The 17,689-nt window shown below is 42.6% G+C and carries 11 protein-coding genes; 8 read left to right on the top strand and 3 right to left on the bottom strand.

The window, feature by feature from the left end; genetic code table 11:
• Both CEF22_RS02580 and CEF22_RS02585 read right to left on the bottom strand, forming a co-directional pair.
• Positions 1 to 1,110, bottom strand: a complete 1,110-nt coding sequence (locus CEF22_RS02580; RefSeq protein ID WP_095480295.1) for a mandelate racemase/muconate lactonizing enzyme family protein — start codon at positions 1,108 to 1,110, stop codon at positions 1 to 3.
• A gap of 71 nt (positions 1,111 to 1,181) precedes the next feature.
• Complete coding sequence (locus CEF22_RS02585; RefSeq protein WP_100401633.1) at positions 1,182 to 2,339, bottom strand: MFS transporter; 1,158 nt, start codon at positions 2,337 to 2,339, stop codon at positions 1,182 to 1,184.
• 494 nt (positions 2,340 to 2,833) lie between these two features.
• Between CEF22_RS02585 and CEF22_RS02595 the strand changes: the two genes are divergently transcribed.
• The 8 genes from CEF22_RS02595 (at position 2,834) to CEF22_RS02630 (ending at position 16,561) form a co-directional block, all read left to right on the top strand.
• Positions 2,834 to 4,861 (top strand): sigma 54-interacting transcriptional regulator, encoded by a 2,028-nt coding sequence (locus CEF22_RS02595; RefSeq protein WP_100401634.1) that lies wholly within the window; start codon positions 2,834 to 2,836, stop codon positions 4,859 to 4,861.
• Positions 4,862 to 4,874: 13 nt separating this feature from the next.
• The gene (locus tag CEF22_RS02600) at positions 4,875 to 5,759 is read left to right on the top strand and encodes a 5-oxoprolinase subunit B family protein (protein ID WP_100401635.1); all 885 of its coding nucleotides are present in this window, start codon (positions 4,875 to 4,877) and stop codon (positions 5,757 to 5,759) included.
• Entirely contained in the window at positions 5,760 to 6,743 is a 984-nt protein-coding gene (locus tag CEF22_RS02605; RefSeq protein WP_100401636.1) for a 5-oxoprolinase subunit C family protein, read from the top strand.
• Between the two features lie 141 nt (positions 6,744 to 6,884).
• Complete coding sequence (locus CEF22_RS02610) at positions 6,885 to 8,969, top strand: hydantoinase/oxoprolinase family protein (RefSeq protein WP_100401637.1); 2,085 nt, start codon at positions 6,885 to 6,887, stop codon at positions 8,967 to 8,969.
• Positions 8,970 to 8,994: 25 nt separating this feature from the next.
• Positions 8,995 to 10,956, top strand: a complete 1,962-nt coding sequence (locus CEF22_RS02615) for a hydantoinase B/oxoprolinase family protein (protein WP_100401638.1) — start codon at positions 8,995 to 8,997, stop codon at positions 10,954 to 10,956.
• A gap of 199 nt (positions 10,957 to 11,155) precedes the next feature.
• On the top strand, positions 11,156 to 13,159 hold the full coding sequence (locus tag CEF22_RS02620; RefSeq protein ID WP_100401639.1) for a penicillin-binding transpeptidase domain-containing protein: 2,004 nt from the start codon (positions 11,156 to 11,158) through the stop codon (positions 13,157 to 13,159).
• Between the two features lie 91 nt (positions 13,160 to 13,250).
• Entirely contained in the window at positions 13,251 to 14,546 is a 1,296-nt protein-coding gene (locus CEF22_RS02625) for a UDP-glucose dehydrogenase family protein (protein ID WP_100401640.1), read from the top strand.
• A gap of 215 nt (positions 14,547 to 14,761) precedes the next feature.
• Complete coding sequence (locus CEF22_RS02630) at positions 14,762 to 16,561, top strand: C40 family peptidase (RefSeq protein WP_100401641.1); 1,800 nt, start codon at positions 14,762 to 14,764, stop codon at positions 16,559 to 16,561.
• A gap of 224 nt (positions 16,562 to 16,785) precedes the next feature.
• Here the strand turns inward: CEF22_RS02630 and CEF22_RS02635 are convergent, their stop codons facing one another.
• Positions 16,786 to 17,685 (bottom strand): accessory Sec system S-layer assembly protein, encoded by a 900-nt coding sequence (locus tag CEF22_RS02635; protein ID WP_100401642.1) that lies wholly within the window; start codon positions 17,683 to 17,685, stop codon positions 16,786 to 16,788.
• Positions 17,686 to 17,689: the final 4 nt, after the last annotated feature.

The following is a 17,689-nucleotide window of genomic DNA, read 5'->3' on the forward strand; positions in this document are numbered from 1 at the left end:
TTATTGAACGTCAAATTTCGTGACCGTTAATTCCTGTAACATGTCTTCGTCAATTGTCAGTCCAAGACCTGGTTTTTCATTCAGGCGAACAAATGGCACATCATAATGTAGATCACCGATATCTTTGCTGAATAAAATTGGTCCAGTTAATTCAGTGCTTGTAATATTTTTTCTAGCAATTGCTGTATGGTAGCCAGCCGCTGATCCGATCGATGACTCGACCATTGAGCCGATTTGGCAGTCAATTCCTGCATATTCCGCAGCTTTCGCGATATGGATAGCAGGGAAGATACCGCCTGACTTCATTAGTTTAATGTTAATTTTATCAACAGCTTCTTTTTTGATCATTTCCATGAGTTGCTCGCCTGTTTGAAGCGATTCATCAGCCATTAATGGCGTTGTTGATTGACGTTTTAATTGAGCTAATCCGTCGATGTCGCCGATGCGGATTGGTTGTTCTACCCAAGATAGCTGTAATGGTTCAAGTTGTTTCATCGCTTGGACCGCTTTGGAATAGACGTGCCAACCTTGGTTCGCATCGACACGAATTGGAACGTCGGCTCCAACCGCTTCACGGACAGCAGCGATTCGTGCCACATCCATTTGTGTATCGATTCCAACTTTTAGCTTTAGTGATTTAAATCCAGCTTTGATCGCTTCAAGTGCTTTTTCAGCCATTACTTCAGGCTCTTCAATGCTTAGTACTTTCGGATATGTTAGTTCTTCGTGAGCGCGACCACCGATTAAATCGTATACCGGTAGTTCCGTTGCTTTCCCCATTAAATCATAACAAGCGATATCGATCGCTGCTTTAGCTGCTGGGTTCGCAATAATTCGTTTGTTCATTATATGATGGATCTGTTCAATTTGAAATGGATTTTTCCCCATAACCATCGGTAAAAGTACATGTTTCAAAATTTCAAGTGTACCATGGAAGCTCTCCCCTGTTACATGTTCATCAGGCACCGCTTCTCCCCAACCGATGAGGCCGTTATCTGCTTCTAATTTCACAATGACCGAAGGCATGTGATGAAAAGTAGCATAAGAAATAATAAATGGTGATTTTAGTGGCAAATGAATGCCGTATACTTCAGCTTTTACAATTTTCATTAATTTTGTCCTCTCCTTTGACGTGTGTATCCTCTTAAGTATAAGGGAAAAAAAAGGTTTTGAAAGCATTTTCAACGATTTTCTGCGGAAGAATCATAATTTTTTTTCATATAGAGGCTAAGTAAAATAGCTGGGATGATCACAACAGTCATTCCTAGAAAAGCAAGTCCTGGTGTTTCCTTATATAAATAGCCGCCTGCAAAGGTTAGTAAAGACGTGCTAAGTCCCATTCCAAGCGACGCATAAATCCCTTGAGCTGTAGGAATTTCACGGCTAGAAAACTCTTGATAGAGTAAGCGAATAAAAGCGAAATGAGCGAGTCCGAATGTTAACGAATGAAGTAGCTGCGTGAAAATATACACCGATACGTTTGGAAATAAAAATAACAATGTCCAACGAACGACCGAAGCGAGTGCAGCGACAAGGAACATCGAAGACACATGGACTTTCTTCATTAATCGATCCGCCATCGTAAAAAAGATAATTTCTGAAATGACGGCAATATTTAATATGATGCCGCTCCACGTATTATTTACACCTAAATGCTGTAAATATAAAAAGCCATAATTGTAGTAAGACGCATGAGCACCTTGAATTAATACGCAAATAATCATCGCGATCACAAAACGCTTCGATTGTAGCAAAGAGCGAAACGGGACAGAGGTTGTCTCAGACTTTTCCTGTAAGGAGGCAGGTGTCCGGTAAAACGCCGAAATGACGACGAGCAAGCAGCCGGCAAACATTATGTAAATGATTGCTCCCTCGCCAAAATAGGCAGTGACAGCTCCGATGACTAATAAACCAACTGTGTAACCGATAGACCCAAATGAGCGACTTTTTCCGTAGTTAATATGTTCACTTTGCATCATGATCGCCCCGATGCTTTCCGTCAATGGCAGCATGAGTGGATACACAAGGCTAAACAACGTCATCGCCAAAATCATCGCATAAAAGGAATCGAACGGGATAAATAAATAGAGCAAAATGACACTTGAAATAGCCAATCCCTTCATTAGTAGACCGATCGGGAATTTGCTACTTAAAGCAGGGAAAATGAAAAAGGTGGAAAATGAGCGAACGAGTAAGCCGACCGCAATGACGGTACTCGCTGATTCGACTGTTAAGCCTTTACTCGAAATTAACCAAGCCGTCCAATACGGCATGAAAATCCCCCAAGTAAAGAAGAAAGTGAAAAAGTTTAATGATAACCAATTTTGTGCTTTAGACACGAAGAAAACCTCACAATTTAAATTTTTAACTGTTCTATTATATAGGAAGCATTTAGGGCTGTCATGGACATTTGTCTGCCACAGTTATTCTTTTATAAATTGCAAAATTGCAAGTTGATTTGCAATTTTGCAATTTATAAAAAGGGTTATTGCAGTTTTGAATCGAAGTAGTTTTATGTCGAATAGGGAAGATTCCTAGTTATACCGCGTTTGTTTTCTGAATTTTTTATATTTTGAGTTTTTGGCACGGTATTTGCTTATATTAAGACAAATGTAAACGTATTCACTGCGTTTATCCCGCATTAACGGGCAGTAAGACCCCTAACTCAAAATTTAGCGAAAGCAAAGAAGTTAGGTGGAGGGGCAACTGCCCGTAAAAGCCCGATTGGTTCAACTAATAATCAGTGGGGGATGAAGAGCCCCCCACTGATTAAAGTTTCACTTTATTAGGATCTTCCCTCGTTTTGAAAGTGTAGATCGGAGGGATGGCGAAGATGAGATGGAAATGGAAAGAGGTGTTAAAGCCTCTTCCGCTAAAGATGACAAAGCAAACAAACTTGCAAGAAGCAATTCGTTTGTTTAATCAAGTAAAGACCCCGATTGCCTTTGTGTTTGATGAGGATGAGGAACTCGTTGGGTATATCACCCCCACCACTTTATTTCGTCAGCTTGAGCACGTTGCCTCTTTCGATGAACTGATCCATTTTGAAAAGGATATGTTGTTCGTTCGCGAAACGAGTTGGGTGGAGTTTTGGCATAATTGTTATTTGTTTGTTGGGGTGAATGCGCAAGATGAAATCGTCGGTTATGTGACGGTCGATGAAGCGAAACAAACGATGAGTCACTTGCAGCTTGCTCTATTAAACCATAGTTTAGATAGCGCAGAAATGGGCATTATCACAACGAATGAGAAGTTTGAAGTGAATTTCATGAATGAAACGGCCGAGCAAATTTTAGGGCTTTCACGTTCCATTCTCGTCAGCCGCAATTACCAAACAATGATTGCGACCGAAACCAACTTAGATAACATTTTAGTGGGAGAAAGAAAGTTTGGCATTGAATGTTCTTTTAATTTCAAAAAGATTATGGGGCATTTCTCTCCACTCTATCATGAAGGGAAAATTCAAGGGATTGTTCACGTCTTTTACTTACAGGAGATTTTAGAAGAAGCGGTGAGTGAGTTACAGTTTGTTCGCGAGCTGAGTGAAGAGTTGCAAGCGATTTATGGGGCCTCGAATGAACAAATTATGGTGATTGATCCATCAGGTGTGATCACAAGCGTAGCGGGGGCATTTTTACAAAGCTTCTGGAAAGGGCTTTCTAAAGAGAATTTAATAGGCCAAAACGTCAATGACTTAGCCGAGCAAGGTATGCTAGAACCGAATATCGTTAACCTTTGCATGGAAGAAAAGCAGCGAATTAGCTTAGCTCAGCATAATCATCATAACAGTAAGATTCTATCAACAGCCACTCCGGTATATAAAGAAGGAGAGCTTCAAAAAGTGCTTGTTCTTTCGCGAGATGTGACGGCGGACGAACCAGTTGAACGCAGGTTGTTAGGAGAAGATTCTCCCCCCGTAACGCATAAAAAAATGGTGTATCGCTCCAAAGTGATGACACAGCTTGTTGAAGAAATGAAGCAAGTAGCAGCCGTCGATTCAACGGTGATCATTACGGGAGAATCCGGTGTCGGAAAAGAAGTGATCGCCAGTCATATTCATGCGTACAGCGCGCGCTCGACGCAGCCATTCGTGACGATTAATTGTGGAGCCATTCCTGAGAATTTGCTAGAAAGTGAATTGTTTGGGCATGAAAAGGGAGCGTTTACAAGTGCGGGTGATCGCAAGAAGGGGCTATTTGAAGCGGCTCACGGAGGCACGATTTTTCTCGATGAAATTTCCGAACTCCCGCTTCATATGCAGGTGAAATTGTTGCGTGTCCTTCAGGAGCGTGAAGTAGTGAGGATCGGAGGATTGACGCCGATTCCAGTCAACGTTCGCGTGCTGGCTGCCACGAACCGAAATTTAAAAAAGATGGTGCAAGATCAGAACTTTCGTGAAGACCTTTTTTACCGGTTGCATGTCGTTCCGTTAGCGGTTCCGCCATTGCGCAAGCGGAAGGAGGATATCGCTCCGTTATCGCTTTACTTCTTGAAAGAGTTTAATGTCGCTTATCAAAAAGAAAAGAAGCTGTCTAGAGAAGGGCTTCATTTATTAGAGAGCTATCAATGGCCGGGAAATATACGAGAGCTACAAAATGTGATGGAACGATTAGTGGTTACTTCCAAACAAGCAGAGATTTCTGGAAATGATGTCTTTCGAGCCATTTGGGATACCGATGGAGAAGAGGCTGGTCGCATTACGGTGAAAGGCATTATGCCGTTAAAGGAAGCGGTCGAAGAAATTGAGCATCAGCTCATTCAGCTAGCCGTTGGAAAATACGGTACCGCAGCTAAAGCCTCCACTGTACTAGGAGTCAGTGCTTCGACCATTAGCCGCCGAATGAAAAAGACATCAAAGTAAAGGAGTGATCGAAATGCTAATCTTCCCTGAAACCAGGTTTGACTTTTGTGGTGATGAGTATATTTATGCCGAGATTTCAAAGGAAATGAGAATAGAAAGCAATTTTAAAGCGATTTCAATTACGAATGAGCTGAGAAAGCGGCAAATCCCAGGCATTGTTGAAATTTATCCAGCTAATGCATCCTATTTAATTCGCTACAACCCGAACGAGGTATCTCCTCATGATTTGCTTGCTTATTTGCAGGAAGTTGACCGGGAAAAAAGTAAGCGTTCGGAGTTGAACTTTGACAGTCGCTTAATTGAGATCCCTGTTTGGTACGATGATCACATCACGAAGGAAGCGATCGCAAAGGATCAGCACCGCCATCAAGAACCAGGTCGATCCAACTTCGACTTTGTGATGGAGATTAATGGGTTCACGGATAAGGAGCGTTTTATTGAAGCCCATTCCGTGCAGCCGTATTTTGTGACTTCGCTCGGATTCAAGCCAGGTACTGCTTGGACGTTTCCGCTAGGGGTTGAAAATGAACAAGTGATTCAGGCACCGAAATATACGAGTCCGAGAGCGAAAACGCCGCGGGAAGCAGTTGGCGTCGGTGGAGCGTTCACCGTTGTTTATCCGACACAATCACCAGGAAGCTATCAGTTAATCGGCTTGTCAGCAGTGCCGGTGTATGATCCGACACAAAGCTTAGAGGTGTTTCAAGAGTCGTTCTTTCTAGCAAGACCAGGTGATTTATGGAAATATCGACCGGTGAGTGAAGCTGAATACCGTAATATTCGTGAAGAGGTCCATAAGCATACGTATCAATACAAGGTGAAGCACGTGCCATTTTCCGGTGAGGAATACGATGAAAAACGAGCGGCCTATATCTCACAGATTATGGAGGGATTTTAAATGGTCATACGCATCGTAGAACCAGGCATTCGAACGACGATCCAAGATATGGGACGGTTTGGCTATTACCATATGGGCGTACCGCCATCCGGAGCGGCCGATAAATATTCTTATGTACTCGGCAATATTATGCTTGGAAACCCTCGTCATTTTGCAGCTTTAGAAATGATGATTAAAGGAGCTAGCGTAGAATTTCAGAAAAAAACAGTCGCTGTTGTAACTGGGGCACCAGCGGAGGTTCGATTGAATGGAGAACTGATTCCATTATGGCAGCCATTTATTGTACAGCCTGGAGATGTACTGTCTGTTGGTGCAATTCGTGAAGGTGTTTTCGCTTACCTTTGTGTGTCAGGAGGGCTCGCTACACCAGAAATGCTCGGCAGTCGATCTGTTTGTCTAGCCAGTGAATTTGCTGGTGTGTTAGGAAGACCTTTATTAAAAGGAGACCTCCTTCCACTACATGAGCCATTGCCAGGAGCGATTCGACAGGTAGGAAAGACCTTGCCGGCTAAAGCTCATCCTTCTTTTTCAAAGGAAATGAATATTCGTCTCGTGATGGGGCTTACGTGTGACAGAATCAAAGACGAAGGACTGGTCGGTCTTTTAAATCGAGCATGGGTCATTCAAACAGAATCCAATCGAGTGGCGTATCGGTTACATGGCGGGCGAGTGAATTATAAAGAAGAAGTACCGCCATTTGGATCTGGCAATAGCTTTGGCAATATTGTCGATATTCCTTATCCGATCGGAGGAGTCATTGTTCCGAATGAAGAGGAGTTAATTATTTTAATGACAGACGGCACAGGTGGGGGTGGCTATGTCACGATTGGAACGGTCATCCGTCCAGACTTAAACTTGCTGGCTCAGACAAGACCACAATCGAAGGTCCGTTTTCATGCTGTCACAATTGATCAAGCGTTTCAGATTAGACGCGAAATCGAGCAAAAGGTGGAGAAGGTGAAAGAGATCATTCAGCAAGTTTAGTAGCTGCCACTTTTTGATTCAGAATATTCAGCGATAATAACTTTAAGGAGGTGATGGACAAAGGGGGAAGCATCGTTTGCTTAAGAAATAGGATATAACGATAAAAAATAAATAATTAAAAATATATTGGAGGCGAACTAGGTGAGTAAATATCATGTAGCGGTTGATGTTGGGGGTACGTTTACGGATGTGTTTGTGTTTGATGAGGAAACGGGAGAAATTTATGTAACGAAAACCTCTTCTACTCCAGCTAATCCGGAAAAAGGAATGTTAGATGGGATCATTAAAGCGCAATTAACAGGGGATCAAATTGCGATGTTTTCTCACGGAACAACAGTGGGAACGAATGCGTTAATCGAAAGAAAGTTGCCTAAAGCGGCGTTAGTGACAACGAAAGGATTCCGTGATGTACCTGAAATTCGTCGTGGTACGAAGTTAGATTTATGGGATGCGTACAATGACGTTGCTGATCCGTACATTAAGCGTCGCGATCGTTTCGAGCTAACAGAGCGTGTTGATTATTCTGGGGAAATGATGCAGGAAATCGACGAACAAGAAGTGCGTACACTAGCTCAAAAATTAAAGAAACGTGGTGTTCAATCAATTGCCATTTGTTTCATGAATGCGTATGTCAATGGTACGAACGAATTGCGGGCGAAGGAGATTTTCCAAGAGGAATTACCGGATGTGTACATCTGTACATCTTCAGAAACGTTACCAGAGATTTTCGAGCATGAGCGTATGAGTACAACGATTGTTAATGCGGTGCTTGGACCAACGATTTCTAAATACATTAAAACACTTGAAAAAGAAATGAAAAATATTGGCTATGATGGCGACATTCTCGTTCTTCATTCAGGAGGAGGAGTTATGACATCGGAAACCGTGCCTCGCTATGCCGCTCGTCTAGCAAGCTCAGGTATTGCCGCTGGTGCGATCGCGAGTAAGCATATTGCCAATATGTGCGGATTTAAAAATGCGATCGGTTTAGACATGGGTGGAACAAGTACCGACATTTCTTTAATGTACGACAATGATCTTCGTATTACGAAAGACTGGTACATTGAATACGGTTATCCAATCGGTTTCCCTAGTATTGAAATTTTGACAATCGGAGCCGGTGGCGGAAGCCTAGCATGGGTTGATGAAGGTGGTTCTTTAAGAAATGGTCCGCAAAGTGCGGGAGCGGTACCTGGACCTGCATGTTATGGTCGCGGTGGTGCAGAACCAACAAATACAGATGCGAACCTAGTTCTTGGTCGTTTAAGTACAAAACTGTTAGATGGTCAAATGACCATTGATCGTGATGCGTCTGTAGAAGTAGTTGAAAAAATTGCCGAAAAATTTAACTATGATGTTAATGAAGCAGCTGATGCCATTATCAAAGTAGCCAATGCGAATATGTGTGACGCTCTTCGTCTCATTTCTGTTCGTCGCGGTTATGATCCGCGTGATTTCGCTCTCGTTGCTTTCGGTGGAGCAGGAGCACTTCATGGGGCTCATTTAGCTAAAGAAATGGACATTCCAAACGTGATCGTTCCAGCACATCCAGGTGTAGCGGCTGCAATGGGATGTTTACTAGTAGATGTTCGTCATGACGTAACGAAAACGTACTTAAGTAACGTAGTAGACATTTCTAAAGATGATCTTGAAAACGAATTCATCGGCATGGAGAAGGAAGCGATCCAATTACTTGAAGAAGAAGGAATCGAGCCGGAAAATATGAACCTAATCCGTTACGTAGATATGCGTTATGTTGGACAGTGGAGAACCCTTTCTGTATCAGTCGATCGCCCATTAACTTCTCTTGAATATGCCGTTGAGCGTTTCCACCAAGAGCATGAGCGTGAGTTCGCTTTCTCTGATAAAGAAACAGGTATTGAAATCTACGGCTTGCGTGTAGAAGCGATTGGAACAGTGAAAAAGCCTGAGTTCCCGAAAGAAGAGTCAACTGGTTCTCTTGAAGAGGCATTAAAAGAAACACGTGATGTGTACTTTGAAGAAGCTGGTGGATTCGTTGAAACACAAGTATATAATCGTAAACTAATTCCAGTGCTTTCTGAATTTAGTGGTCCAGCTATCATCGATCAGCTTGATGCAACAATTGTTGTACCACCTGATTTCACTGTGAAAGTGGATGAATACCGTAACATCATTATGACACATCAAGAGCAAAGTGAAACAGAAGAAAAAGCAGCAGCAAAAAAACAACCAACATTGAACTAATTCAAATAGTAGAAGGGGTGGAGAAATGAGTACTGTATTTGAAAGTAAACTAGATCCGGTAACGTTTGAGGTATTGAAAAATGGTTTTGTGAACTTAGTAGACCAAATGTCTGAGCAAGTATTACGAACTTGTTATTCGTTCGTTATTTACAATCGTGATTTCAGTGCGGCGCTTTGTGACGCAGAAGGAAATACAGTGATGCAAGGTACACAAGATATTTCCGTACACGTTGGAACACTACATTTAACAGCAAAAGCCGTTATTGAAGATTTTGGAGATGACATTCACCCTGGTGACGTGTTCATCGTCAACGATCCGTATCGCGGGGGTACTCACTTTAGTGATACTCGTGTTATTCGTCCAGTCTTCCATGGTGACAAATTGATTGCCTTTATGCAATTGAATGGTCACTGGGCAGATATGGGTGGGTCGGTGCCAGGTTCATTTGATGTTAACTCAAAAGATCATTACGGTGAAGGAATGCGGATTCCACCGCTTCGTATTTGGAGCAAAGGGGAGTATCTTCACGACGTAGCTAATGTGCTCGTATCGAATATGCGTGTACCAGAAGAACGTCTTGGAGATTTGCGTTCACAAGCAGAAGCAACAAAAACAGGAGAAAGACAATTAATTGCTCTAGTAGAAAAATACGGACTAGATACGATTTTAACGGCATTTAGAGAAGTACAGGATTATGTTGAGCGTTTAACACGTGTGAAAGTAGCAGAACTTCCTGATGGTGAATGGGAAACAACCGACTATATCGACATGGACCCAGCTGTCGGTGAAGGACTGATCCCGATTAAAGTAAAAATGACGATCAAAGGAGATGAAATTTTCTACGATTTAACAGGATCTCATAGCTATATCGGCTGTTTCTTGAACGCTGGATTCGGCGCTTCTTTATCGGCTGCTTATGCGGGAACGAAAACATTCTTCCCAGATGTACCATTAAACTCAGGTTTCTACCGTGCGGTTCACGTTCATTTACCTGAAAATTCAGTCGTTAATGCGGGCTGGCCAGTGGCGGTCACAGGCTTCTGTTCGGGAGCTTATGAAAAAATTATGAATGCTTGCTTTGAGCTTTGGTCCCATGTCATGCCAGAACGCGCGCTTGCTTGTTCCTTTAACCTTGAGTACTTATTAATCGGTGGTTGGGACAAACGAGAAGGCTATGACAACTACTTTATGTGGTACGACTGGATGGCCGGTGGACATGGAGGCCGTAACTCAAAGGATGGAGCGAATGCTTTATCTCCAGTATTCGGTGTCGGACTTAGTATTCAGCCTTGTGAAGGGCAAGAACGCTTATCTCCGGTAATCACAACAAAGCATGAGATCGTCACTGACTCAGCCGGACCAGGGAAATTCCGCGGCGGCTGCGGAATTGAAAAAGGTGGTATTTTAACGGCAGCGAATGACACGGTCATGTCTTATTGCTGTGACCGCTCTCGCTCGGTGACATGGGGAATTTTCGGCGGACTTCCTTCTACTCCTCATGGCGCATGGTTAAATAAAGACACAGAAGAAGAGCATTTCTTGGGAGCAATCTTCTCGAATGTGAAATTGAAACAAGGGGATCAATTCACAAGACCATCAGCAGGTGGCGGTGGATTAGGTGATCCGTTAGAGCGTGATCCGCAAGCAGTTATGGAAGACGTCATCGACGAGTACGTGTCCATCGAACGTGCGAAAAAAGATTATGGCGTTGTCATCCGCGAAATCGATCGTGACATCGATTTATTCGAAATTGATGAAGAAGCGACTCAGAAGGAAAGAGAATTTATTCGTAATGCACGTAAAGATTGGTTAAATGAAGATGTTGATAGCGTGTTAGCTAAGTTCGAAGCAGGAGAGATTGACCTTCTCGACCTTATCCGTCGCTACGGTGTGATCATTGACCAAGAAACAAACGAAGTGTTAAGAAAAACAACTGAACAAAACCGTGAAATGCTGAAAAAGCGTTCCGTCGCTTATTGGGCATAATAAACGAAAAGCTGCTGGTGAAAAGAATTTCTTTTTGCCGGCGCTTTTTTATTTTGTTTTGGCATGTTGTTGATTATTCTTGGAATGGTGTTACATAGCTACGTATCACATGCGAAAAAACTTATCATAAATAACTAGATTTTTCCTGTTATAATTAAGAAGAAGTTAGATGTGATCATAAAAACCCCGAGGTGAGAAGATGAAGAAATACATATGGATGACCGGGCTACTCTTGTTGATGTTCAGTCTTGCGGCCTGCAACCGGATGCCTTCTCCAGAAGAGCGTCTTAATGAATATGTCAAGCTATGGAATCAACAAAAGTTTAGTAGCATGTACAAAACGTATGTCTCTCCTACTGTGAAAGAAAAAGTGAAGGAGAAGGATTTTAGCGAGCGCTATCAGGCGATTTATGAAGATTTAGAGGTGAAAAACTTTAAAGTCACTTCTCTTGCAAAAGAGGAGAAAGATTGGGGAGAGGAAAAGCGAGCGGAAATTCCAATCAAGGTGGAAATGGATACGTTAGCAGGACCGATCCAGTTTGAAAAGACAGCTGTCTTAAAGTTGAAAGAAACAGAAGAAGGAGAAAGCTGGTTTATCGACTGGGATACGACGTATATTTTTCCTGAATTAGATGAAGGTGACAAGATTCGTGTTGAAACGTTAAAGGGGATACGTGGGCAAATTTTTGACCGCAATGGCAACTCGTTAGCGATCAATGGTCGAGGTTATATGGCGGGGATAAGCGCGGGGGAAATAGATGAGAATGCTGAGGCGAAAGCGAAAGTCGCTCAGTTGCTTCAGATTGAGCCACAATTTATTGACGAACAGCTGAAGCAAAGCTGGGTACAGCCAGGCTATTTTGTTCCGTTGAAGAAGCTAGCTTATAGCGAGCAACAAACGGTGGTCAAGCTTCAGGAGCTACCTTGGGCAACGGTCGAGGCAATTTCGATGCGTGAATATCCGTATAAAGAAGCGACAGCTCATTTAACGGGCTACATTGGCGCGATTAATGGAGATGAGCTGAAAAAATTAAAGGATAAAGGGTATACAGAGCATGACCAAATTGGCAAACGCGGACTTGAGCAGTTATTAGAAGACGAACTGAAGGAAAAGAACGGGCATCGAATTTACATTAAAAAAGCGAAAGCAGAACCGGTAACGTTAGCTGAAACACCTGCTCAAAACGGAAAGGATGTCAAAGTAGCGATTGATGCAGAACTGCAAAAAAATGTATATGAGCAATTCAAAGGGATGCCGGGTACTGCCGCTGCTATTCATCCGACAACAGGAGAGGTGTTAACGCTCACGAGCTCTCCAGCGTTTGACCCGAATGAATTTGTGCGTGGTGTAAGCAATGAACGCTACAAAGAATTAGAAAGCGATCCGAAGAAGCCACTGCTCAATCGATTTGCGGCGACTTATTCACCTGGTTCTACGATCAAGCCGTTGACCGCAGCGATCGGTTTAAAAGAGGGGACACTTGACCCGAAAAAAGAGCGAGATATTCAAGGGTTGCAATGGCAAAAGGATACTTCATGGGGAAGTTATCGCGTCACTCGGGTAAAGGATATCGGTCAGCCAGTCAACTTACAAGAAGCACTCACTTATTCTGACAATATTTACTTTGCCCAAACGGCACTAGAAATCGGTCCAGAAAAAATGGTATCGGGAATGAAAGCATTCGGTTTTACTGAAAAGGTGCCATTCGACTATCCGATTCGAAAATCACAAATTTCAAATAGTGGCGATTTGAATAAAGAGTTATTGTTAAGCGATACAGGCTATGGTCAAGGCGAAGTACTAACGAGCATGCTTCATCTGGCTTCGATATATGGGGCGATTGTCAATGATGGAACGATGATGAAGCCACAGCTATTTGCTAACACGCAGCCAAAACAATGGAAAAAAGGCTTGTTGACAGTAGAGGATGCCAAGATGTTGCAACAAGATTTGCGACTTGTCGTTCAAAAAGGAACGGCGAAATCAGCGGATGTGCCAAGCTTAGCGTTAGCTGGCAAAACAGGCACAGCTGAATTAAAAGCAGTTCAAGGAACAAAAGGAAAAGAAAATGGGCTGTTTGTCACTTACGATCAGAATAACCCTACGTTGATGTTAGCCCTGATGGTGGAAGGGGTCAACGGACAGGGAGGAAGTAAATTAGCGATTGAAGCGAGTCGAAATGTCTTTTTACAAGCTAAATAGGGAAGGAAAAGACGGCTATCAATGATTTGTTGATAGCTGTCTTTTTTTGTATAGTAAATGAAGCAACGAAAGAAGAGGAAGGTCGTCTAATATGAAAAAAGTAACCGTGGCCGGCATGGGTTATGTGGGTATCGTTACAGCGATTGTCCTCGCTCATGTAGGCTGTGAGGTCATATGCCTAGATACAGATACGTCTAAAATTAAGCAATTAAAAAAGAAGCAGCTGCCAATCTTTGAGCCTGGATTGGAAGTAGCTCTACATACATATGGGGATAAGCTTTCGTTTACAAGTGATCCGCAACGAGCGCTGACTGCTGCTGAAATGATTGTTATCACTGTTGGGACACCGTCTTTACCGAATGGGGACGCCGACTTAGAATCGCTCCGTACACTCGCGAGTGAGATCGGAAAATATGCCGCTCGCCCAGATTTTATCGCGGTTATCAAAAGCACCGTTCTACCGGGGACAAGCCAAAAAATGAAAGTGTGGATTCAACAAGCGCAAACAGCTCAAGTGGCATTTTCCATCGCATCGACCCCAGAATTTTTACGCGAAGGGTCTGCTCTTCACGATGCCTTTCATGGAGACCGCATCATTATTGGAGCGGAGGATGAACGAACGGCTGACGCAATAAAACGTCTGTATAAACCGCTTGACCGCCCACTGTTTACAACGGATTTAAACAGCGCCGAATTGATTAAGTATGCGTCTAATGCCTTTTTAGCTTCGAAAATTAGTTTTATCAATGAAATGGCACGCCTGGTGGAGAAGGTAGGAGGAAATATTGAGGATGTGGCAACAGGAATGGGAATGGATGACCGGATTGGCCGCCAGTTTTTACAAGCAGGAGTTGGTTATGGGGGATCTTGCTTTCCTAAGGATATTACCGCGCTGTTGCATTTAGCGAGTGAATATGACGTTCAGCTCACAACTGTTGAAGCGGCAAAAAGAGCTAATGAGCTCCAAATGGACTACTTTATTAACAAGGTGAAAACAGTGATGTCTCCGCTAACAGGTAAGCAAGTGGCAGTGCTTGGGCTTTCGTTTAAGCCGAACACCGATGATATGAGAAAAGCCCCATCGATTACGGTGATTGAAGCCATGTTAGAGGAAAAGGCAACCGTTATTGGTTACGACCCAGCGGCTACTGCTAATGCGCGTCTTATTTTTCAAGACCGTATTGCTTATACTACTTCAATTGAAGAGGCCCTCCAAGGTAGCGATGTTGCCTTAATCTTAACGGAATGGACCGATATCAAAAAGGTCTCTCCTCAACAATTTCATCAATTATTGAACGATCCGATTGTCATCGATGGGCGAAATTGTTTTTCGATGGGGGAGATGAAAGCAACAGGAGTTCAGTACTATCCAATTGGTAAAAGATGAATTTAGCTGATCAGCCATAGTTTTGCTATCAAGTATTTTACATACTTTTAAACTGTATCTTTTTTCATGATAAAATGGATTTTGGTGGAAAAGTTAAAAAATATAGTAGGTATAAAGATGTTTAAAAATGGATGTATATTAAGTCTACCCGAAGTGGGTCGATATAAAGAAAAAAGTGATTCGTTCAAGAAGCTTCATGCGAGAGGAGAGTCGAAATGAAAAAAACTCTATTCACCTTATCGACAGCAGTGGTGATTTCAGCTAGCGCTGTTACAGCGGTAGAAGCAGCGGAAAACCACGTGGTTAAGCCTGGTGAGACGCTTGAGAGCATTGCCAAAACATATAATGTCGATTTAGAAGTTCTAAAAAAAATAAATGAATTAAACAGTGATCAACTGTATGCAGATCAAACATTGAAAATTAGTGCAGATATTGAGGTGCCTGTTGAAGTTAATCATCCAACTTACATTGTGAAAGAGGGGGATACGCTCGCTTCGATTGCTACACTCTATCAAATGGAAGTGGATCAGCTGAAAGAGCTGAATGAATTAACAACGACTCTCCTTCACCTGGGGCAAGCATTGAAGGTGATCGGCGAACCTTTACTGGTTAAAGAAGAACCACCAGTGAAGGAGGAACAACCAGCTATTCAAGCAACAAATGCTCACGTGCCGAAACAAGTCTCTGGGGCGAAGACATACATTGTCCAAGGAGGCGACTCACTGTCTGCGATTGCTACAATTTATAATATGAGTATCGCTCAATTGCAGGAATTGAACGGATTAAAGTCAACGAACATTTATGCAGGTCAAAAGTTGACTGTCAGCGGCCAAGCATCATCTGAACCGGCTACTTCTGTTAGCGAGACAGAACCCTTTGTGACAGCATCAGCTTCGACCTACACGGTCCAAAGCGGTGACTCTTTAAGCAAGATCGCAGCCAAGTATAAAATGAGTGTGACGCAGTTAATGCAGTTAAATGGCTTGAGCTCACACGTCATTTACGTTGGACAAAAGTTGAAGGTGAGTGGGACACCGTCCCAAACGAAGCCGCCAAGCAAACCACCTACTACATCGGGTACATACACAGTTCAGAGTGGAGATTCCTTAAGTAAGATCGCGGCACTGCATAAAATGAGTGTGACGCAATTAATGCAGTTAAATGGCTTGAGCTCACACGTCATTTACGTTGGACAAAAGTTGAAGGTGAGTGGGGCACCGCCTCAACCGAAACCGCCAAGCAAACCACCTACTACATCGGGTACATACACAGTTCAAAGTGGAGATTCCTTAAGTAAAATTGCGGCACTGCATAAAATGAGTGTGACGCAATTAATGCAACTAAATGGCTTGCAATCGCATATCATTTATGTCGGACAAAAGTTGAAGGTGAGTGGGATACCTCCTCAACCGAAGCCGGAGCCACCAACATCGAAGCCAAAGCCGCCTACGTCTAGTGGTACATACGTGGTGAAAAATGGCGACTCCTTAAGTTTAATTGCTATTTTGTTTAATATGAGCGTACAGCAATTGAAGCAATTAAATGGTTTAACTTCCGATTTTATTTATGTTGGACAAACATTAAAGGTGACAGATGATGGTGGTCAGCCACCTGTTGTCGATAAACCTGAACAGCCATCTGGTGGGTCTTTTTCTGTGGCTCGCTTGCTTGCTGAAGCGAAAAAGCATATGGGTGTGCCATACGTGTGGGGAGGCGCACAGCCGTCTGGTTTCGATTGCAGCGGATATATTTACTATGTATTTAACCAAGTTGGGAAGAAGTTACCTAGAACGAATACGGAAGGGTATTACAGTCGTTCTTACTTCGTATCTAATCCTCAGCCTGGCGATATCGTCTTTTTTAATAACACATATAAACAAGGGATCTCACATATGGGGATTTATCTTGGAAACAATCAATTTATTCAAGCAAGCTCGTCTCAAGGGATTACAATTACTAGTTTAGATAATTCCTATTTTAAACCGAAGTTTGATAGCTTTAAACGGTTTTATTAATCAACTAGAAAGGATGTAGGCAACATGTCTGCATCTTTTTTTGTACAGAAAAAAGCACCTGCTACAAAGAGCAAGTGCTTTCGGGCCACCACCAACCGTTGCCACTATATTATCGATAACTTACAAAACGGAAAACTATATTTTTATTGTAACATATCTACTTATATTCACAAGAAAAAATTTCATATCTTGGATGGAATATCATCATTTTTTATTCTAGTAAACTATCCTTTTACTCGAACGCTCCAGGTGGTTAAATCGGGTTGTTCGATCTTCACTAGCTCTTTATGGAAAATGACGGTCCATGGCTTCGTTGTGTTCGCTTTGACTTCGAAACCCTCGAACGTGAACTGTCCTTCTGCAATGACTTCCTTTTGATGATCTAGTACTTGCAGTGGCAACTGTTCGATTTTTAAATTTTTCTCATAGCCGTTGCGCATTAACAAGGTGACATGAAATTGACCGTCGGCTGCGAAATTGGCTTGTAGGCCGGTAAAGTTGAGTTCATTTTTGTTCGGTTCTCCAAGTTCTTCCACGACTTTTCGTAATTGTTCTTTTTGCGCTTCTGGTAAGGCTTCTTCCCACGAAGGCGCTAAATCTAATTCATGCTTTGTAGAGGTCAAATCAAAAGCAAGTGTCCAATCTTCCTTTGCTAAATCAACGGATGGATCGAGCGTTTTAGCTGGGAACGTGAATGTCCATGGACGACTGCTTTTCGCCGGTAGACTGCCAACCTCTTTCATATTAAATAGATGCTTTGCTTTCACTTGTTTTTGTTCATTAATCAGTAGTAGGCTAACTTCTCCTAGTTGAAGGTCTTTATCAACGGAGTTGCGAACGAAGGCGGAAACAGCTAATCCTTCTGGTTGTTCTTCCCATTCGATCCCTGATAAAGATAGCTGGTTTGCCTTTAGTAATGGCAGCTCATTGTTTAAAAAGCGCAGCACATACATTTGTTCTTTCGAAATCGTCGCCGCTGGATGAATGGAAAGCGGTGTTTCGACTTCCTCTGTTGATTCTTGAGTGTCATTGTTTGTTAATTCACTGGATGGCACCGTGCTTTCGAGGCCGTCGTTTTTTAATTTGCTTTTATCATTACTTTTCTTTTTGAAAAAAGATAACATAAGC

The sequence above is a fragment of the Bacillus sp. FJAT-42315 genome (assembly GCF_002797375.1).
GTDB lineage: Bacteria > Bacillota > Bacilli > Bacillales > Domibacillaceae > Bacillus_CE.

Bases quoted from the DNA above. Each gene is read 5' to 3' on its own strand.
- CEF22_RS02630 (WP_100401641.1), top strand. From the start codon at position 14,762: ATGAAAAAAACTCTATTCACCTTATCGACAGCAGTGGTGATTTCAGCT.
- CEF22_RS02625 (WP_100401640.1), top strand. From the start codon at position 13,251: ATGAAAAAAGTAACCGTGGCCGGCATGGGTTATGTGGGTATCGTTACA.
- CEF22_RS02615 (WP_100401638.1), top strand. From the start codon at position 8,995: ATGAGTACTGTATTTGAAAGTAAACTAGATCCGGTAACGTTTGAGGTA.
- CEF22_RS02600 (WP_100401635.1), top strand. From the start codon at position 4,875: ATGCTAATCTTCCCTGAAACCAGGTTTGACTTTTGTGGTGATGAGTAT.
- CEF22_RS02605 (WP_100401636.1), top strand. From the start codon at position 5,760: ATGGTCATACGCATCGTAGAACCAGGCATTCGAACGACGATCCAAGAT.
- CEF22_RS02635 (WP_100401642.1), bottom strand. From the start codon at position 17,685: ATGTTATCTTTTTTCAAAAAGAAAAGTAATGATAAAAGCAAATTAAAA.
- CEF22_RS02595 (WP_100401634.1), top strand. From the start codon at position 2,834: ATGAGATGGAAATGGAAAGAGGTGTTAAAGCCTCTTCCGCTAAAGATG.
- CEF22_RS02580 (WP_095480295.1), bottom strand. From the start codon at position 1,110: ATGAAAATTGTAAAAGCTGAAGTATACGGCATTCATTTGCCACTAAAA.
- CEF22_RS02620 (WP_100401639.1), top strand. From the start codon at position 11,156: ATGAAGAAATACATATGGATGACCGGGCTACTCTTGTTGATGTTCAGT.